This is a genomic window from Aureimonas sp. Leaf427 (assembly GCF_001425485.1).
Classification (GTDB): domain Bacteria; phylum Pseudomonadota; class Alphaproteobacteria; order Rhizobiales; family Rhizobiaceae; genus Plantimonas.
The window spans coordinates 1-17553 of the sequence record NZ_LMQW01000023.1; the positions used below are offsets into that span (position 1 = coordinate 1).

The following is a 17553-nucleotide window of genomic DNA, read 5'->3' on the forward strand; positions in this document are numbered from 1 at the left end:
TTCGAGCGCAACAAGCCGCATGTGAACATCGGCACGATCGGTCACGTCGATCACGGCAAGACGAGCCTGACGGCGGCGATCACCAAGTATTTCGGCGAGTACAAGGCCTACGACCAGATCGACGCGGCGCCCGAGGAGAAGGCCCGCGGCATCACGATCTCGACCGCCCACGTCGAGTACGAGACGACGGCCCGCCACTACGCGCACGTCGACTGCCCCGGCCACGCCGACTACGTGAAGAACATGATCACGGGCGCGGCGCAGATGGACGGCGCGATCCTCGTCTGCTCGGCGGCCGACGGCCCGATGCCGCAGACCCGCGAGCACATCCTTCTCGCCCGCCAGGTCGGCGTTCCCGCGATCGTGGTCTTCCTGAACAAGGTCGATCAGGTCGACGACGCCGAGCTTCTCGAGCTCGTCGAGCTGGAGGTCCGCGAGCTTCTGTCGATGTACGARTATCCGGGCGACGACATTCCGATCGTCAAGGGCTCGGCTCTGGCCGCTCTCGAGGATAGCGACAAGAAGATCGGCGAGGACGCCGTGCGCGAGCTGATGGCCGCCGTCGACGCCTACATCCCGACGCCCGAGCGTCCGATCGACCAGCCCTTCCTGATGCCGATCGAAGACGTGTTCTCGATCTCGGGCCGCGGCACGGTCGTGACCGGCCGCGTCGAGCGCGGCATCGTGAAGGTCGGCGAGGAAGTCGAGATCGTCGGCATCCGCGACACCAAGAAGACGACGGTGACGGGCGTCGAGATGTTCCGCAAGCTGCTCGACCAGGGCCAGGCGGGCGACAACATCGGCGCGCTGGTTCGCGGCGTGGACCGCGAGGGCGTGGAGCGCGGTCAGGTTCTGTGCAAGCCCGGCACGGTGAAGCCGCACACGCGCTTCATGGCCGAGGCCTACATTCTGACGAAGGAGGAGGGCGGCCGCCACACGCCGTTCTTCACGAACTACCGGCCGCAGTTCTACTTCCGCACGACGGACGTGACGGGCGTCGTCACGCTGCCCGAGGGCACGGAGATGGTCATGCCCGGCGACAACGTCACGATGGACGTCAAGCTGATCGTGCCGATCGCGATGGAAGAGAAGCTGCGCTTCGCCATCCGCGAAGGCGGCCGCACCGTCGGCGCCGGCATCGTGAGCTCCATCGTCGAGTAAGCTGATCGTGCCGATCGCGATGGAAGAGAAGCTGCGCTTCGCCATCCGCGAAGGCGGCCGCACCGTCGGCGCCGGCATCGTGAGCTCCATCGTCGAGTAAGACGAGACGTACTACACCGCCTGCCGGTTCAGGCAGGCGGTGTGTTGCCCGGAAGGGCGGTGTGCCGATGTCGGCATGCTCACTGAATTGGCTGAAGACTGCTTAGGCGCTCGGAACTCCGGCGGCCCCAACCCGCGATTCCGACGAGAGGACGATTTCCATGAACGGCCAGAATATCCGTATCCGCCTGAAGGCGTTCGATCATCGGGTTCTCGACGCTTCGACGCGTGAGATCGTGTCGACCGCCAAGCGGACGGGTGCGAATGTACGCGGTCCCATTCCGCTTCCGACTCGCATCGAGAAGTTTACCGTGAACCGCTCGCCGCACATCGACAAGAAGTCGCGCGAGCAGTTCGAAATGCGCACGCACAAGCGGCTCCTCGACATCGTCGACCCGACCCCGCAGACGGTCGATGCGCTCATGAAACTCGACCTCGCCGCCGGCGTCGACGTCGAGATCAAGCTCTGATCGACGAGCTCGGGAAGGATAACGCCCCATGCGTTCAGGTGTGATTGCACAGAAGATCGGCATGACCCGCGTCTATAATGACGCCGGCGAGCATGTTCCGGTCACCGTTCTCCGCGTTGAGAACTGCCAGGTCATCGCGCAGCGGACCGAAGATCAGCACGGCTACACCGCCGTGCAGCTCGGTGCCGGCCTCGCGAAGGTCAAGAACACGTCGAAGTCCATGCGCGGCGTGTTCGCGCAGGTCTCCGTCGAGCCCAAGAAGAAGCTGGTCGAGTTTCGCGTCTCCGCCGATCAGATGATCGACGTCGGTGCCGAGCTGACCGCCGAACACTTCGTCCCCGGCCAGAAGGTCGACGTGACGGGCACTTCGGTCGGCAAGGGCTTCCAGGGTGTCATGAAGCGCCACAACTTCGGTGGTGGCCGCGCGACCCACGGTAACTCCGTCTCGCACCGTTCGCACGGTTCGACCGGTCAGCGCCAGGACCCCGGCAAGGTGTTCAAGGGCAAGAAGATGGCCGGCCACATGGGCGCGGTCCGCGTGACGACCCAGAACCTCGAGATCGTGCGCACCGACGCCGACAAGGGTCTGATCCTCGTCCGTGGCGCCGTCCCCGGCTCGAAGGGCGGCTGGATCATGATCCGCGACGCCGTAAAGGTCGCGGTTCACAAGGATGCCCCGATGCCCGCCGGTCTGCGCGCCAAGGGCGGTGCAGAGACCGCTGCAGCTTCCGAGGGAGCGGAGTAATGGACGTCACGATCAAATCCCTCGACGGCAAGGATGCCGGCAGCCTCACGCTTGCCGACGACATCTTCGGCCTGGAGCCGCGCGAGGACATCCTTCAGCGCATGGTCCGCTGGCAGCTCGCCAAGCGCCAGCAGGGCACGCACCAGTCGCTCGGCCGCGCCGAGATCGCCCGCACCGGCGCCAAGCTCTACAAGCAGAAGGGCACCGGTCGCGCTCGTCACGGCTCCGCCCGCGCCCCGCAGTTCCGTGGCGGCGGCAAGGCTCACGGCCCGGTCTCGCGCAGCCATGCGCATGACCTGCCGAAGAAGGTGAGGGCGCTCGCGCTTCGTCACGCTCTCTCGGCTAAGGCCAAGACCTCCTCGATCGTCGTCATCGACGATCTGTCCTCCTCCGAGGGCAAGACCAAGACGATGGTGACGACGCTGGAAGGTCTCGGCCTGACCAACGCGCTCTTCATCGGCGGCGCGGAGCTGGATGCGAACTTCTCGCGTTCGGCCCGCAACATCCCGAACATCGACGTGCTGCCCATCCAGGGCATCAACGTCTACGACATTCTGCGCCGTCACACCCTCGTTCTGTCGAAGGCCGCGGTCGAGGCTCTCGAGGAGCGTTTCAAATGAGCGACCTTCGCCACTACGACGTCATCACCTCGCCGGTGATCACCGAGAAGTCGACCCTGTTGTCGGAAAACAACCAGGTCGTCTTCAATGTCCCGAACAAGGCGACCAAGCCGCAGATCAAGGCGGCGGTCGAGTCGCTGTTCGGGGTCAAGGTCACCGCGGTCAACACCCTGAACCGCAAGGGCAAGGTCAAGCGCTTCCGCGGCCGGATCGGTCGCCAGAGCGACCAGAAGAAGGCCATCGTGACGCTCGCCGAAGGCCAGTCGATCGACGTGTCGACCGGTCTCTGATAGCGCGCGGAGGATATCAGTCATGGCATTGAAGAACTTTAAGCCGAACACGCCGAGCCAGCGCCAGCTGGTCATCGTCGATCGTTCGGGCCTCTGGAACGGCAAGCCGGTCAAGATGCTGACCGAGGGCCTCAGCCAGAAGGGCGGACGCAACAACACGGGCCGCGTGACGGCCCGCTACCAGGGCGGCGGTCACAAGCGCTCCTACCGCATCATCGACTTCAAGCGTCGCAAGTTCGACGCCGTCGGTACGGTCGAGCGTCTGGAGTACGATCCGAACCGCACCGCGTTCATCGCCCTCATCAAGTATGAGGACGGCGAGCTGGCCTACATCCTGGCGCCGCAGCGCCTGGCCGCCGGCGACAAGGTCGTCTCGGGTCTTTCCGGGATCGACGTCAAGCCGGGCAATGCGATGCCGCTGGCCTCGATGCCGGTCGGCACCATCATCCACAATGTGGAGATGAAGCCGGAGAAGGGTGGCCAGATCGCCCGCTCCGCCGGCACCTACGCACAGCTGGTCGGCCGCGATGCCGGCATGGCGATCCTGCGCCTCAACTCGGGTGAGCAGCGTCTGGTCTCCGGCCAGTGCTTCGCCACGGTCGGCGCGGTGTCGAATGCCGATCACGGCAACATCAATCTCGGCAAGGCGGGTCGTTCTCGCTGGCTCGGCAAGCGCCCGCACGTTCGCGGTGTCGCCATGAACCCGGTCGATCACCCGCACGGCGGCGGCGAAGGCCGCACCTCCGGCGGTCGTCACCCGGTTTCGCCTTGGGGCCAGCCGACGAAGGGCAAGCGGACGCGTCAGAACAAGTCCACGGACAAGTTCATCATGCGCTCGCGCCATCAGCGTAAGAAGTAAGAGAGGGTTTCTTCATGACACGTTCCGTCTGGAAGGGTCCGTTCGTCGATGGCTACCTGCTGAAGAAGGCCGACAAGGTTCGCGAAGGCGGCCGCAACGAGGTGATCAAGATCTGGAGCCGTCGCTCCACGATCCTGCCCCAGTTCGTCGGCCTGACCTTCGGTGTCTACAACGGCTCGAAGCACATCCCGGTCTCCGTCAACGAGGACATGATCGGTCACAAGTTCGGTGAGTTCTCTCCGACCCGGACCTATTACGGCCATGGCGCCGATAAGAAGTCGAAGAGGAAGTAACGATGGGCAAGCCGAAGCTCGAACGTCAGCTCAAGGACAACGAGGCTCGCGCGGTCGCCCGCACGATCCGCGTCAGCCCGCAGAAGCTGAACCTCGTGGCCGCGATGATCCGCGGCAAGAAGGTCGGAGCGGCCGTCGCCGATCTCACCTTCTCGCGCAAGCGCATCTCGGAAACGGTTCTGAAGACGCTGCAGAGCGCCATCGCCAATGCCGAGAACAACCACGATCTCGACGTCGACTCGCTCGTCGTCGCCGAGGCCTACGTGGGCAAGTCGATCACCATGAAGCGCTTCCACGCTCGCGGCCGTGGCCGTGCGAGCCGCATCGAGAAGCCGTTCGCGCACCTGACCATCGTCGTGCGCGAAGTCGCGGAAGCCGAGGAGGCCGCCTGATGGGTCAGAAAATCAATCCGACCGGCTTCCGGCTCGGCATCAATCAGACCTGGGATTCGCGCTGGTATGCGAACACCGGCGAATACGGCAAGCTGCTCCACGAGGATCTCGCGATCCGCAAGTACCTCATGGACGAGCTGAAGCAGGCGGCGATCTCCAAGGTAGTCATCGAGCGCCCGCACAAGAAGTGCCGCATCACGATCCACTCGGCTCGCCCGGGCATCGTGATCGGCAAGAAGGGCGCCGACATCGAGAAGCTCCGCAAGAAGCTGACCTCGATGACTGCGGCCGAGACGCACATCAACATCGTCGAGGTGCGCAAGCCCGAGACGGACGCGACCCTCGTCGCGCAGTCGATCGCTCAGCAGCTCGAGCGTCGCGTCGCCTTCCGTCGCGCCATGAAGCGCGCCGTCCAGTCCGCCATGCGCCTCGGCGCGGAAGGCATCCGCATCAACTGCGGCGGTCGTCTCGGCGGTGCCGAGATCGCGCGTATGGAGTGGTACCGCGAAGGCCGCGTTCCGCTGCACACGCTGCGCGCGGACATCGACTACGGCGTTGCCGAGGCCCATACGGCCTATGGCGTATGCGGCGTTAAGGTCTGGATCTTCAAGGGCGAGATCCTCGAGCACGATCCGATGGCGTCCGAACGCCGGGCGATCGAGGGCGATGCGTCGGGCGGCAATCAGCGCCGTCGCGAACACGCCTGAACCTAGGGTTTCGGAGTCAATTCAATGTTGCAGCCAAAGCGCACGAAATTCCGGAAGGCGTTCAAGGGACGCATTCACGGAAATGCGAAGGGCGGTACCAATCTCGACTATGGGACCTTCGGCCTGAAGGCCCTGGAGCCCGAGCGCGTCACGGCGCGGCAGATCGAGGCGGCCCGCCGCGCGATCACCCGCCAGATGAAGCGTCAGGGTCGTGTCTGGATCCGCATCTTCCCCGACGTTCCGGTGACGGCGAAGCCGACCGAAGTCCGAATGGGCAAGGGCAAGGGTTCCGTCGAGTATTGGGCGGCCCGCGTCCATCCCGGCCGTATCATGTTCGAGATCGACGGCGTATCCGAGGAACTGGCGCGCGAGGCTCTTCGCCTCGGAGCCGCCAAGCTTCCGATCCGCACGCGCTTCATCCAGCGCATCGCCGAGTAAGGAGACATTCCGATGAAAGCCTCCGACGTCATTTCGATGACCCCCGACCAGCTCACCGACGAGCTGGGCAAGCTGAAGAAGGAGCAGTTCAACCTGCGCTTCCAGGGTGCGACGGGCCAGATCGAGAACACCGCTCGCATCCGCCAGGTTCGCCGGGCCATCGCGCGCATCAAGACAATCGCCCGCCAGAAGGCGGCTACGGCCAAGGCCTGAGGTAGAACACCATGCCGAAACGCGTTTTGCAGGGGACTGTGGTCTCCGACAAGAACGACAAGACCGTCGTCGTGCTCGTCGAGCGTCGCTTCACGCATCCTCTCTTCAAGAAGACCGTGCGGCGTTCGAAGAAGTACAAGGCCCATGACGAGGGCAACCTTTGCAAGGTCGGCGACGTCGTCTCCATCGAGGAGACCCGTCCGATCTCGAAGGACAAGACTTGGATCGTCCTCCGGGACGGCGAAGCAGCCCATTGATATAGGTGCCGGAAGACGCTAATCCCCGCGTCTTCCGGGTAAGAGTTTGAAGGCGGCCTGACATGATTCAGATGCAAACAAACCTCGACGTGGCCGACAATTCGGGCGCTCGTCGTGTCATGTGCATCAAAGTGCTCGGCGGCTCGAAGCGGAAGTATGCCTCGGTCGGCGACATTATCGTCGTTTCGATCAAAGAGGCGATCCCGCGCGGCCGCGTGAAGAAGGGCGACGTGATGAAAGCCGTGGTGGTGCGCACCGCGAAGGACATCCGTCGCGCCGACGGTTCGGTGATCCGGTTCGACCGGAACGCCGCCGTTCTCATCGACAACAAGAAAGAGCCGGTCGGCACGCGCATCTTCGGACCGGTCCCCCGCGAGCTTCGTGGCCGTAACCACATGAAGATCATCTCGCTGGCGCCTGAAGTGCTGTAAGGAACCGGACGATGCAGAAGATCAAGAAGGGCGACAAGGTCGTCGTTTTGGCCGGTAAGGACAAGGGTCTTTCCGGCGAAGTGCTCCAGGTCATGCCCAAGGACGACAAGGCTGTCGTGCGCGGCGTGAACATGGTCAAGCGCCACACCCGCCAGACGGCGAGCCAGGAAGCGGGCATCATCTCCAAGGAAGCCCCGATCCACCTGTCGAACCTGTCGGTCGCCGATCCCAAGGACGGCAAGCCGACCCGCGTCGGGTTCAAGGTTGTCGGAGAAGGCGAGACCGCCCGCAAGGTGCGCGTCGCCAAGCGTTCGGGAGAACAGATCGATGTCTGAGACGTCCTATACCCCGCGGCTGAAGACGGTCTACCAGACCGACATCCGCAAGGCGATGCAGGAGCAGTTCTCCTACGACAACGTCATGATGGTGCCTCGTATCGACAAGGTCGTCATCAACATGGGCGTCGGTGAGGCCACCGGCGATTCCAAGAAGCCGACCGTCGCTGCGGACGACCTCGCCAAGATCGCCGGCCAGAAGCCGGTCATCACCAAGGCCCGCACCTCGATCGCCGGCTTCAAGGTTCGCGAGAACATGCCGATCGGCGCGAAGGTCACGCTTCGCAAGGACAAGATGTACGAGTTCCTGGATCGTCTGATCCAGATCGCTCTGCCGCGCGTCCGCGATTTCCGCGGCCTCAACCCCAAGAGCTTCGATGGCAATGGCAACTTCGCCATGGGCATCAAGGAACATATCGTTTTCCCCGAGATCAACTACGACAAGGTCGATCAGATGTGGGGCATGGACATCATCGTCTGCACGACGGCGAAGACGGACGACGAAGCACGGGCGCTCCTGAAGGCGTTCAACTTCCCGTTCCGCCAGTAACGACAGGCGAGCAAAGGACAATTTAGATGGCCAAGAAAAGCTCGATCGAGAAGAACAATCGTCGCGTGAAGCTGGTGGAGAAGTTCGCCGCCAAGCGTGCCGCTCTCAAGGTCGTGACGAAGGACCAGGATGCCAGCATGGAAGAGCGCTTCCGCGCTCAGCTGGAACTGGCCGAACTGCCGCGCAACAGCTCGAAGGTGCGCATCCGCAACCGCTGCGAAGTGACCGGGCGCCCGCGCGCCTACTATCGCAAGCTGAAGATGTCGCGTATCGCGCTCCGGGACCTTGGCAATAACGGCCAGATCCCCGGTATCGTGAAGTCGAGCTGGTAAGGAGAGACCGCCATGGCACTGTCAGATCCGCTCGGCGATATGCTGACCCGCATCCGCAACGCGATCATGCGCAACAAGTCGTCGGTCATGACCCCGGCTTCGAAGCTTCGTGGCCGCGTGCTCGACGTCCTCAAGGACGAGGGCTACATCCGCGGCTACACCGAGACCGCCTTCGAGAACGGCAAGTCCGAGTTCGAGATCGAGCTGAAGTACTACGAGGGCGCTCCGGTCATCCGCGAGATCGCCCGCGTGTCCAAGCCCGGCCGCCGCGTGTACGTGTCCGCCAAGACCATTCCGCACATCGCGAACGGTCTCGGCATTTCGGTCCTCTCCACGCCCAAGGGCGTGATGGCCGATCACAATGCTCGCGAACAGAACGTCGGCGGCGAGATCCTCTGCCGCGTCGTCTGACGCGCAGAGTGGTCTCACCCGAATAGAAACGGACAGGTTGCACGATGTCTCGTATTGGTAAGAAGCCGGTGTCGCTGCCGGACGGCGTGACCGCTTCCGTCGACGGGCAGACCGTCACCGCGAAGGGTCCGAAGGGCGAACTCAAGTTCGTCGTGAACGACGAGGTTCTCGTCAAGATGGAAGACGGCGCGATCGCCGTCGATCCTCGTGACGAGACCAAGACCGCGCGCTCCAAGTGGGGCATGTCGCGGACGATGATCTCGAACATCCTGACGGGTGTTAAGGGTGGCTTCGAGAAGAAGCTCGAGATCTCCGGCGTCGGCTATCGCGCCTCGCTTCAGGGCAAGAACCTGCAGCTGGCCCTTGGCTACAGCCACGAGGTGCTTTATCCGATCCCGGAAGGCATCCAGATCACGGTTCCCAAGCCGACCGAGATCCTGATCTCGGGCATCGACAAGCAGCGCGTCGGCCAGGTCGCCGCGGAGATCCGCGAGTATCGCGGCCCCGAGCCCTACAAGGGCAAGGGTGTGAAGTACGCGGGCGAAGCGATCGTCCGTAAGGAAGGCAAGAAGAAGTAAGGACGGACCATGGCTACCCAGAAAGAGACTCTGCGGCGCCGCGCCTCGCGCGTCCGTCGTTCGCTGAAGAAGATCGCCAATGGCCGCCCGCGGCTTTCGGTGCATCGCTCGTCGAAGAACATCTACGCTCAGGTCATCGACGACGCGGAAGGCCGGACGCTCGCCGCCGCCTCCACGCTCGACACGGGTCTGCGCGGAGAGCTGAAGACGGGTGCCGACAAGGACGCTGCGGCGGCCGTTGGCAAGCTGGTCGCCGAGCGTGCGCTCGCTGCCGGCGTGAAGGACGTCGTGTTCGATCGCGGCTCGTTCATCTACCACGGCCGCGTCAAGGCGCTGGCCGAGTCCGCCCGTGAAGGCGGCCTGAACTTCTAAACTGGTCCCGCTTTACGCGGGTCCCCACTCTCGGACGCCTCCGGAAAAAAATAAGGATAGGATCATGGCGCCAAGAAACGATCGCAACGATCGCAACAACCGCGAAGAGCGCGACGACGGCTTCGTCGACAAGCTCGTTCACATCAACCGCGTCGCCAAGGTCGTGAAGGGCGGACGCCGGTTCGGTTTCGCCGCTCTCGTCGTCGTCGGCGATCTCAAGGGCCGCGTCGGCTTCGGCCATGGCAAGGCCCGCGAAGTGCCGGAAGCCATCCGCAAGGCGACGGAAGCCGCCAAGCGCGACCTGATCTTCGTGCCGCTGCGCGAAGCCCGCACGCTGCATCACGACGTCGAAGGCCGTCACGGCGCTGGCCGTGTTTTGCTGCGTTCGGCCGAGGCTGGTACCGGCATCATCGCTGGCGGCCCGATGCGCGCCGTGTTCGAGGCTGTCGGAATGCACGACGTCGTGGCCAAGTCCCTCGGTTCCTCGAACCCCTACAACATGGTGCGTGCGACATTCGACGCGCTCAAGGGTTCGATGCATCCCAAGGACGTCGCGTCCCGTCGTGGCATCAAGTACTCGACGCTCCAGGCCCGTCGCCGCGATCTCGTCGGCGCCGAAGATTGATGGGGCAGGGCGGGCGGCCATATGGGTCCGCCTGCCTGCTGATTGAGGAGTTTTCCCATGTCCGCCACCCCTTCCACGGGCAAGTACGTCACGGTCGAGCAGGTCGGTAGCCCGATCCGCCGCCCCGTCGAGCAGCGCCAGACCCTCATCGGTCTCGGCCTCAACAAGATGCACCGCCGCAGCACGCTTCTGGACACCCCGTCCGTGCGTGGCATGATCGCCAAGGTCGCCCACCTCGTCCGCGTCGTGGACGAGGTCTGATCCGGGCCGTCGAGGAGTCACACCTATGAAACTCAACGAACTCTCCGATCTGCCGGGCGCCCGTCATTCGAAGAAGCGTCTCGGACGCGGCATCGGTTCCGGCTCGGGCAAGACCGCCGGTCGCGGCGTCAAGGGTCAGAAGTCCCGTTCGGGCGTCGCGATCAACGGCTTCGAGGGCGGCCAGATGCCGCTCTACCGTCGCCTGCCGAAGCGCGGCTTCACGAACATCTTCGCCAAGGACTTCAACGTCGTTTCCGTCGGCCGCATCCAGGCCGCGATCGACGCCGGCAAGCTCGACGCCGCCGCAACGATCGATTCGGCCGCTCTGAAGGCCTCCGGCATCCTGCGCCGCTCCAAGGACGGCGTTCGTCTGCTCGGCGACGGCGAGCTGACCGTTAAACTTTCGATTTCTGTGGATGGCGCTTCCAAGTCTGCCATCGAGAAGGTCGAGAAGGCGGGCGGCACGGTAACGCTACCTGTCAAGGCAGAGGCTCCGGCAGACGCCGAAGCCTGAACCTGACCGATCTCGAAGGGCCGCTTTGCGGCCCTTCGGCATGATGGCGCCCCTTTTTTCCCAGACGGTTCCCGACACTAAGCTTTGCTTGATCGGAGAGGCCGCGGCGCCTATCTCTCGGGCTCCTTCGGGGGAGGGGGCTGACCTCCAAGACCCTAGGGGCAACCCGGAGATTTCTGATCTATGGCATCGGCTGCGGAACAACTCGCCGCTAATCTGAACTTCGCGTCCTTTTCCAAGGCCGAAGATCTCAAGAAGCGCATCTGGTTCACTCTTGGCGCGCTTCTCGTCTATCGCCTGGGGACGTACATCCCCATGCCGGGCATCAACCCGGAGGCGCTTGCGCAGGCCTTCGCGCAGCAGTCGACCGGTATTCTCGGCCTCTTCAACATGTTTGCGGGCGGCGCCGTCGGGCGCATGGCGATCTTCGCCCTCGGCATCATGCCGTACATCTCCGCGTCGATCATCATCCAGCTCATGACCTCCGTCGTGCCCTCGCTCGAGGCGCTGAAGAAGGAGGGCGAGCAGGGTCGCAAGGTCATCAACCAGTACACGCGCTACGGCACGGTGCTTCTCGCTCTGATCCAGGCCTACGGCATCGCCGTCGGTCTCGAATCGTCGGGCAACATCGTCTCCGACCCCGGCCTCTTCTTCCGCATCTCAACCATCCTGACGCTGACCGGCGGCACGATGTTCCTCATGTGGCTCGGCGAGCAGATCACCTCGCGCGGCATCGGCAACGGCATCTCGCTGATCATCTTCGCCGGCATCGTCGCCAATCTCCCCCATGCGATCGCCAACCTCCTCGAGCTCGGCCGCACCGGCGCCCTGTCGGCGACCATCATCCTTCTGGTCGTCGTCGTCGCCATTGCCTGCATCGCCGGCATCGTGTTCTTCGAGCGCGCGCAGCGCCGCCTTCTGATCCAGTATCCGAAGCGCCAGGTCGGCAACCGCATGTTCCAGGGCGACACGTCGCATCTGCCGCTGAAGCTGAACACGGCAGGCGTCATCCCGCCGATCTTCGCGTCCTCGCTCCTCCTGCTGCCGGTGACGGTCGCGAACTTCGCGAACACGTCGGAGCTTCCGGGCTGGGCCACGGCGATCGTTGCCTCGCTCGGCCATGGCCGTCCGCTCTACATGATCCTCTATGCCGCGATGATCGGCTTCTTCGCCTTCTTCTACACGGCGGTCGTCTTCAATCCGAAGGACACGGCCGACAATCTGAAGAAGCACGGCGGCTTCGTGCCGGGCATTCGTCCGGGCGACCGCACGGCGGAGTACATCGACTACGTGCTGACCCGCATAACGGTCATCGGCGCTATCTATCTTGTGATCATCTGTCTATTGCCCGAATTCCTTATTTCGTGGGCAGGCGTGCCGTTCTATCTCGGCGGTACCTCGCTGTTGATCGTCGTCAGCGTGACGATGGACACGGTCGCTCAGGTCCAGGGTCATCTTCTGGCGCATCAATACGAAGGGCTCGTCAAAAAGGCGAAGCTCCGTGGGGGGAAACGGGGAACTCGATGAGGCTGATACTGCTGGGGCCGCCAGGGGCGGGTAAGGGCACACAGGCCAAGCGCCTCATCGACCGACACGGCATTCCGCAACTCTCGACCGGCGACATGCTGCGTGCGGCGGTCGCCGCGGAGACCGAAGTCGGTCTTCAGGCGAAGGCCGTCATGGCATCGGGCGGTCTCGTCTCCGACGAGATCGTCAACCGGATCGTCTCGGACCGGATCGAAGCCGAGGATTGTGCGAAGGGGTTCATCCTCGACGGCTATCCGCGGACGCTCGTCCAGGCGGATTCGGTCGAGGCGATGCTCGCCGAGAAGGGCCTGAAGCTCGATCATGTGATCGAGATGCGGGTCGACGACGACGTCCTGGTCCATCGCGTCTCCGGTCGCTTCACCTGTGGCGACTGCGGCGCCGTCTATCACGACGAGGATATGAAGCCGAAGGTCGAGGGCGTCTGCGACGTCTGCGGCCATTCGAACTTCAAGCGTCGCGCGGACGACAATGCCGAGACGATGCGCACGCGGCTTCGCGCCTACTACAAGGAGACCTCGCCGCTGGTGGGCTACTACCACTGCAAGGGCATCCTCTCCTTCGTCGACGGCATGAACTCCATGGACGAGGTCTCCGCCGACATCGAGCGGATCATCTCTTGACGATGGCGCCATAGGCGCGAATCGCACTTGTCAAGCCGCCCGTTGACTTCGGGCGGCCTCAACTTTATACCTCGCACCACTTCGCGAATCCTCAGCGATCGGCGCGGGCTCCCTGAAACGGGGCGCGGACCGGTCGCTTTGACATATCGGTCCAGCCCTTCGACTTCGACGGGCCCCTGGGCCCCACCTAACAGGAGCACGGCTTTGGCCCGTATCGCTGGCGTCAACATTCCGACCAACAAGCGCGTGATCATCGCGCTTCAGTACATTCACGGCATCGGCGCGTCCTACGCGCAGGAGATCGTGGAGAAGGTTCACCTCGGCCCCGAGCGTCGCGTCAACGACCTGACGGATTCCGAGGTTCTTCAGATCCGCGAGATCATCGATCGCGACTATCAGGTCGAGGGCGATCTTCGCCGCGAGACCGCGATGAACATCAAGCGTCTCATGGATCTCGGCTGCTACCGTGGCCTTCGCCATCGTCGTGGCCTCCCGGTCCGCGGCCAGCGCACGCACACGAACGCCCGCACCCGCAAGGGTCCGGCCAAGGCGATCGCCGGCAAGAAGAAGTAAGATCCGCGGCGCCGTTCTGGCGCCGAGATCGAAACCTGCCGCGATGTCGCGGCAGGGGTGGAGCCGCTGGAATTACGGCGGTGTGGATATCTAGGAAAGTCGAGTTATGGCCAAGGAACAGCGCATTCGCCGTCGCGAGCGCAAGAACATCTCGTCGGGCGTCGCGCACGTCCAGTCGTCGTTCAACAACACGCTGATCACCATCACGGATGCCCAGGGCAACACGATTGCCTGGTCTTCGGCTGGCGCGCAGGGCTTCAAGGGTTCGCGTAAGTCGACCCCCTTCGCCGCGCAGATCGCCGCCGAGGATTGCGCCAAGAAGGCGCAGGAGCATGGCATGCGGACCCTGGAAGTCGAGGTCTCCGGACCCGGCTCGGGCCGCGAGTCGGCTCTTCGCGCGCTTCAGGCCGCTGGCTTCGTGATCACCTCGATCCGCGACGTGACGCCGATTCCGCACAACGGTGTTCGCCCGCGCAAGCGTCGCCGCGTCTAAGGCCGGTTTTGCGATGCGCCGTGGCCTCTCTCCTCCGGGTGGGCGGCCGCGGCGCATGTGCCGTTTTTGAGGGGAGGGTCCACCCTCCTCGAATCAGACCTATCGCCACGATTGGATGGTGGCGAGGTAACTGAAGGGCAAGTGCCATGATTTCCAGCAATTGGCAGGACCTGACCAAGCCGAACCAGGTCGTCTTCAAGAGCGGCGGAAGCCGCACGAAGGCGTCGCTGACGGCTGAGCCGCTGGAGCGCGGCTTCGGCCTGACGCTCGGCAACGCGCTCCGCCGCGTGCTTCTCTCCTCGCTCCAGGGCGCGGCCGTCACCGCGATCCAGATCGACGGCGTTCTGCACGAGTTCTCCTCGATCGCGGGCGTGCGCGAAGACGTCACGGACATCGTCCTCAACGTCAAGGAAATCGCGATCGGCATGCAGGGCGAAGGCCCCAAGCGCATGGTGCTTCGCAAGTCGGGCCCCGGCGTCGTCAAGGCCGGCGACATTCAGACGGTCGGGGATATCGAGATCCTGAACCCCGATCACGAGATCTGCACGCTCGACGAGGGCGCCGAGATCCGCATGGAGTTCACGGTCAACACCGGCAAGGGCTACGTCCCGGCCGACCAGAACCGCGCCGAAGACGCGCCGATCGGGCTGATCCCGGTCGACTCGCTTTTCTCGCCGGTGAAGAAGGTGTCCTACAAGGTCGAGAACACCCGCGAGGGTCAGGACCTGAACAAGGACAAGCTGACCATGCAGATCGAGACCGACGGCTCGATCACGGGTGAGGACGCGGTCGCCTATGCCGCCCGCATCCTGCAGGACCAGCTTTCGATCTTCGTCAACTTCGAGGAGCCGCAGCGCGAGACGCGCGGTGCCGAGGAGCACATCGCGGAGCTGGCGTTCAACCCGGCGCTTCTCAAGAAGGTCGACGAGCTGGAGCTTTCGGTCCGTTCGGCGAACTGCCTGAAGAACGACAACATCGTCTATATCGGCGACCTCATCCAGAAGACCGAGGCGGAAATGCTCCGCACCCCGAACTTCGGACGCAAGTCGTTGAACGAGATCAAGGAGGTCCTCGCGTCGATGGGCCTGCATCTCGGCATGGAAGTCAGTGCCTGGCCGCCGGAGAACATCGACGATCTGGCCAAGCGCTACGAAGACCAGTACTAAACCGACAAGGGCCGTCGCCTCCGGGCGGCGGCCTTCGCATGCCAATTGTTCGAAGGCTTCGATCCTTCGAAACCCAATCATTCAAAGGCACATGCGCCCGTTCTACGGATCGGGATAGCGAGGATGCCGACCCCCGGCAAAGTCCGGCGATTTCAAGAGGAACGAACCCATGCGTCACGGCAATCGCGGCCGCAAGCTGAACCGCACCCACGAACACCGCAAGGCGATGTTCGCCAACATGGTGGCGTCGCTGATTGTGCATGAGCAGATCGTCACCACGCTCCCGAAGGCGAAGGATCTTCGCCCGATCATGGAGAAGATGATCACGCTCGGTAAGCGCGGCGATCTCCATGCCCGTCGTCAGGCCATCAGCCAGGTGCGCGACGAGACCTGCATCAAGAAGCTCTTCGACACGCTCGCGCCGCGCTACGCCGAGCGCCAGGGTGGATATTGCCGCGTGCTCAAGGCCGGCTTCCGGCGCGGCGACAACGCTCCGATGGCCGTCATCGAGTTCGTCGATCGCGACCCCAACGCCCGCGGCCAGATCGACCGCGACCGCGTTGCCGCCGAGGGTGGCGACGAGGCGTAATCGCTTCTTCTCAGAGATTAATGCGCGAAGGGCCCCTCGGGGCCCTTTTTGCGTTTGGGTGCCTGTTCGATGTCGGCACTTTGGAACATATGGCCCGTCGAGGTCGAGGGAGAGGCGGCATGGCGAAGGATCGCGTCCTGGTCACGGGTGTGTCGGGCTTCATCGCCAAGCATGTCGCAGGGCTCCTTCTTGACTCCGGTTTCGCCGTTCGCGGAACGGTGCGGTCGCGGGATCGCGCGGACGAGGCGCGGGCGGTGCTGATAGACGGCGCGCGCGATCCGTCAGGGCTGGAGATCGTGGATGCGGATCTCGACCGGGACGACGGTTGGGACGAGGCGATGCGCTGTGTTCGCTACGTCCTCCACACGGCGTCGCCCTTTCCGGCGGGCACACCGAGGGATCGTCATGCGCTGGTGCCGACCGCGAAGGGCGGGGCGCTGCGTGTGGTCGCGGCGGCCGATCGCGCGGGCGTCGAGCGGCTGGTGCTGACCTCCTCGGTCGCAGCCGTCTATTATGGGCACGAGGGACGGCTGGACCCGCGTTACACCGAGGCCAACGTCTCGAACGTCGAGAGTCCCTCGATCTCCGCCTATGCGATTTCGAAGACGCTCGCCGAGCGAGCGGCCTGGGATGCGGTTTCGGATTCGCGCCTCGAACTGGCGACCGTCAACCCGGCGCTGGTGCTGGGGCCGCTGGCCGACCAACGGGTGGGATCGTCGATCAGCCTCCTAAGGATGATGATGCAGGGGCGCCTGCCGGTCGTCCCTGACGTCAATATTGGCATCGTGGATGTCCGGGACGTGGCAGAGGCTCATCTGCGGGCGATGCTCGTGCCAGAAGCGGCAGGGCGACGCTTTCTTCTTTCGGCGGGTTCGCGAAGCCTCCGCGAGATCGGGAGGGCCGTCGCGAAGGATTTTCCTGACTTTCGCCGGCGCATGCCGAGGGCCACGATTCCTGACGGGCTCGTTCGCATCGCCGCGCGATTCGTGCCGCTGGCGGCGAGCGTCGCGCCCGAGCTCGGGGTGACGAAGATCCTCGATACGACGCCGGCGGAGGAGCTTCTCGGTCTTCGTTTCCACTCCCCGGAGGAGGCGATCCGGGCGACGGGCGAGGACCTGATCCGGTTCGGTCTCGTCAGACGTTGAAGGGGAAAGGGTGAGGGACCGGAGCTTTCCTGTGGGTGTTGCGCAGGCGCGATAGCGGTCAATCTGCAACACATGCGATAGGCATCGCATCGAAGCGGTTATTCGTGGTCGAGCAGCGCAACCTTCGGCGCCTGATGGCATTTCCATGGCGATGAGGGGACGCGTCGCCGGGAATTGTGGCGTGATTTACGTGGATGAAATGAATCAAATGCAAGATGCTGCCACCGACAACAACACGAGCAAGCTCTCCATGCGCCGCACCCTGCTGACCCTTCTCGGAGCCCTCGGCGCCTTCGGCGTTCTGACGGCGAGCTATGCCACGGCCGAGCTGCCGAACGGCTCGATGCAGCCGCTGGCGCCCGTGTCGTCCACGGTGGATGCCCGCTGAGGCGAGGCCTCTTTTCCACCGATCTGATTTCGAAGAGGGGTCGCGTCGGCGGCCCCTTTTTCGTTGGCGGTTTCAGGG

At 63.9% G+C, this 17553-nt stretch carries 31 protein-coding genes; all 31 read left to right on the forward strand.

What is annotated here, in order from left to right; all coding sequences use genetic code 11:
* On the forward strand, nt 1–1161 hold a 1161-nt coding region (tuf, locus tag ASG62_RS13260; RefSeq protein WP_056697847.1), incomplete at its 5' end, for an elongation factor Tu.
* 7 nt (nt 1162–1168) lie between these two features.
* Complete coding sequence (locus ASG62_RS27850) at nt 1169–1261, forward strand: hypothetical protein (protein WP_082538602.1); 93 nt, start codon at nt 1169–1171, stop codon at nt 1259–1261.
* A 160-nt stretch (nt 1262–1421) separates the two neighbouring features.
* Nucleotides 1422–1730: a 30S ribosomal protein S10 gene (gene rpsJ / locus ASG62_RS13265; RefSeq protein WP_007066362.1), complete on the forward strand. Its 309-nt coding sequence runs from the start codon at nt 1422–1424 to the stop codon at nt 1728–1730.
* A 28-nt stretch (nt 1731–1758) separates the two neighbouring features.
* On the forward strand, nt 1759–2475 hold the full coding sequence (rplC, locus tag ASG62_RS13270) for a 50S ribosomal protein L3 (protein WP_056691032.1): 717 nt from the start codon (nt 1759–1761) through the stop codon (nt 2473–2475).
* Complete coding sequence (gene rplD, locus ASG62_RS13275) at nt 2475–3095, forward strand: 50S ribosomal protein L4 (RefSeq protein ID WP_056691035.1); 621 nt, start codon at nt 2475–2477, stop codon at nt 3093–3095. The genes rplC and rplD overlap by 1 nt, the downstream gene beginning before the upstream one ends.
* Nucleotides 3092–3385, forward strand: a complete 294-nt coding sequence (locus ASG62_RS13280) for a 50S ribosomal protein L23 (RefSeq protein WP_056691038.1) — start codon at nt 3092–3094, stop codon at nt 3383–3385. Before rplD ends, ASG62_RS13280 begins: the two co-directional genes overlap by 4 nt.
* A 22-nt stretch (nt 3386–3407) precedes the next feature.
* Complete coding sequence (gene rplB / locus ASG62_RS13285; protein ID WP_056691041.1) at nt 3408–4244, forward strand: 50S ribosomal protein L2; 837 nt, start codon at nt 3408–3410, stop codon at nt 4242–4244.
* Nucleotides 4245–4258: 14 nt separating this feature from the next.
* Nucleotides 4259–4537 (forward strand): 30S ribosomal protein S19, encoded by a 279-nt coding sequence (gene rpsS, locus ASG62_RS13290; RefSeq protein ID WP_056691044.1) that lies wholly within the window; start codon nt 4259–4261, stop codon nt 4535–4537.
* 2 nt (nt 4538–4539) lie between these two features.
* Entirely contained in the window at nt 4540–4929 is a 390-nt protein-coding gene (rplV, locus tag ASG62_RS13295; RefSeq protein ID WP_056691047.1) for a 50S ribosomal protein L22, read from the forward strand.
* The gene (gene rpsC / locus ASG62_RS13300) at nt 4929–5636 is read left to right on the forward strand and encodes a 30S ribosomal protein S3 (protein WP_056691051.1); all 708 of its coding nucleotides are present in this window, start codon (nt 4929–4931) and stop codon (nt 5634–5636) included. The genes rplV and rpsC overlap by 1 nt, the downstream gene beginning before the upstream one ends.
* A 24-nt stretch (nt 5637–5660) precedes the next feature.
* Nucleotides 5661–6074, forward strand: a complete 414-nt coding sequence (gene rplP / locus ASG62_RS13305; RefSeq protein ID WP_056691055.1) for a 50S ribosomal protein L16 — start codon at nt 5661–5663, stop codon at nt 6072–6074.
* Between the two features lie 12 nt (nt 6075–6086).
* Nucleotides 6087–6287, forward strand: a complete 201-nt coding sequence (rpmC, locus tag ASG62_RS13310) for a 50S ribosomal protein L29 (RefSeq protein WP_056691058.1) — start codon at nt 6087–6089, stop codon at nt 6285–6287.
* 11 nt (nt 6288–6298) lie between these two features.
* On the forward strand, nt 6299–6544 hold the full coding sequence (gene rpsQ, locus ASG62_RS13315) for a 30S ribosomal protein S17 (RefSeq protein WP_056691061.1): 246 nt from the start codon (nt 6299–6301) through the stop codon (nt 6542–6544).
* 62 nt (nt 6545–6606) lie between these two features.
* The gene (gene rplN, locus ASG62_RS13320; protein WP_056504767.1) at nt 6607–6975 is read left to right on the forward strand and encodes a 50S ribosomal protein L14; all 369 of its coding nucleotides are present in this window, start codon (nt 6607–6609) and stop codon (nt 6973–6975) included.
* A gap of 11 nt (nt 6976–6986) precedes the next feature.
* Entirely contained in the window at nt 6987–7310 is a 324-nt protein-coding gene (rplX, locus tag ASG62_RS13325) for a 50S ribosomal protein L24 (protein ID WP_056691064.1), read from the forward strand.
* Nucleotides 7303–7860, forward strand: a complete 558-nt coding sequence (rplE, locus tag ASG62_RS13330; protein ID WP_056691067.1) for a 50S ribosomal protein L5 — start codon at nt 7303–7305, stop codon at nt 7858–7860. Before rplX ends, rplE begins: the two co-directional genes overlap by 8 nt.
* A gap of 26 nt (nt 7861–7886) precedes the next feature.
* Nucleotides 7887–8192 (forward strand): 30S ribosomal protein S14, encoded by a 306-nt coding sequence (gene rpsN / locus ASG62_RS13335; RefSeq protein ID WP_056691070.1) that lies wholly within the window; start codon nt 7887–7889, stop codon nt 8190–8192.
* Between the two features lie 12 nt (nt 8193–8204).
* Nucleotides 8205–8603 carry a 30S ribosomal protein S8 gene (rpsH, locus tag ASG62_RS13340; RefSeq protein ID WP_056504778.1) on the forward strand — a complete coding sequence of 133 codons (399 nt, stop codon included), beginning with the start codon at nt 8205–8207 and terminating at the stop codon, nt 8601–8603.
* Between the two features lie 44 nt (nt 8604–8647).
* Nucleotides 8648–9181: a 50S ribosomal protein L6 gene (rplF, locus tag ASG62_RS13345; protein ID WP_056691073.1), complete on the forward strand. Its 534-nt coding sequence runs from the start codon at nt 8648–8650 to the stop codon at nt 9179–9181.
* A gap of 9 nt (nt 9182–9190) precedes the next feature.
* Complete coding sequence (rplR, locus tag ASG62_RS13350) at nt 9191–9553, forward strand: 50S ribosomal protein L18 (protein WP_056691076.1); 363 nt, start codon at nt 9191–9193, stop codon at nt 9551–9553.
* A 64-nt stretch (nt 9554–9617) separates the two neighbouring features.
* Nucleotides 9618–10178 (forward strand): 30S ribosomal protein S5, encoded by a 561-nt coding sequence (gene rpsE, locus ASG62_RS13355; protein ID WP_056691079.1) that lies wholly within the window; start codon nt 9618–9620, stop codon nt 10176–10178.
* Between the two features lie 57 nt (nt 10179–10235).
* Nucleotides 10236–10439, forward strand: coding sequence for a 50S ribosomal protein L30 (gene rpmD, locus ASG62_RS13360; protein WP_056691086.1), 204 nt, complete (start codon nt 10236–10238; stop codon nt 10437–10439).
* Nucleotides 10440–10464: 25 nt separating this feature from the next.
* Nucleotides 10465–10953, forward strand: coding sequence for a 50S ribosomal protein L15 (rplO, locus tag ASG62_RS13365; RefSeq protein ID WP_056691089.1), 489 nt, complete (start codon nt 10465–10467; stop codon nt 10951–10953).
* A gap of 183 nt (nt 10954–11136) precedes the next feature.
* On the forward strand, nt 11137–12480 hold the full coding sequence (gene secY, locus ASG62_RS13370; RefSeq protein WP_056691091.1) for a preprotein translocase subunit SecY: 1344 nt from the start codon (nt 11137–11139) through the stop codon (nt 12478–12480).
* On the forward strand, nt 12477–13121 hold the full coding sequence (locus ASG62_RS13375; RefSeq protein ID WP_056691094.1) for an adenylate kinase: 645 nt from the start codon (nt 12477–12479) through the stop codon (nt 13119–13121). The genes secY and ASG62_RS13375 overlap by 4 nt, the downstream gene beginning before the upstream one ends.
* A gap of 204 nt (nt 13122–13325) precedes the next feature.
* Nucleotides 13326–13694, forward strand: a complete 369-nt coding sequence (gene rpsM, locus ASG62_RS13380; protein WP_056691097.1) for a 30S ribosomal protein S13 — start codon at nt 13326–13328, stop codon at nt 13692–13694.
* 106 nt (nt 13695–13800) lie between these two features.
* Nucleotides 13801–14187: a 30S ribosomal protein S11 gene (gene rpsK, locus ASG62_RS13385; protein ID WP_056691100.1), complete on the forward strand. Its 387-nt coding sequence runs from the start codon at nt 13801–13803 to the stop codon at nt 14185–14187.
* A gap of 146 nt (nt 14188–14333) precedes the next feature.
* Nucleotides 14334–15353: a DNA-directed RNA polymerase subunit alpha gene (locus tag ASG62_RS13390; protein WP_056691104.1), complete on the forward strand. Its 1020-nt coding sequence runs from the start codon at nt 14334–14336 to the stop codon at nt 15351–15353.
* Between the two features lie 169 nt (nt 15354–15522).
* Nucleotides 15523–15942 (forward strand): 50S ribosomal protein L17, encoded by a 420-nt coding sequence (gene rplQ / locus ASG62_RS13395; RefSeq protein ID WP_056691107.1) that lies wholly within the window; start codon nt 15523–15525, stop codon nt 15940–15942.
* Nucleotides 15943–16061: 119 nt separating this feature from the next.
* Nucleotides 16062–17087: an NAD-dependent epimerase/dehydratase family protein gene (locus ASG62_RS13400; RefSeq protein WP_056691110.1), complete on the forward strand. Its 1026-nt coding sequence runs from the start codon at nt 16062–16064 to the stop codon at nt 17085–17087.
* 208 nt (nt 17088–17295) lie between these two features.
* The gene (locus ASG62_RS13405) at nt 17296–17475 is read left to right on the forward strand and encodes a hypothetical protein (RefSeq protein ID WP_056691113.1); all 180 of its coding nucleotides are present in this window, start codon (nt 17296–17298) and stop codon (nt 17473–17475) included.
* Nucleotides 17476–17553: the final 78 nt, after the last annotated feature.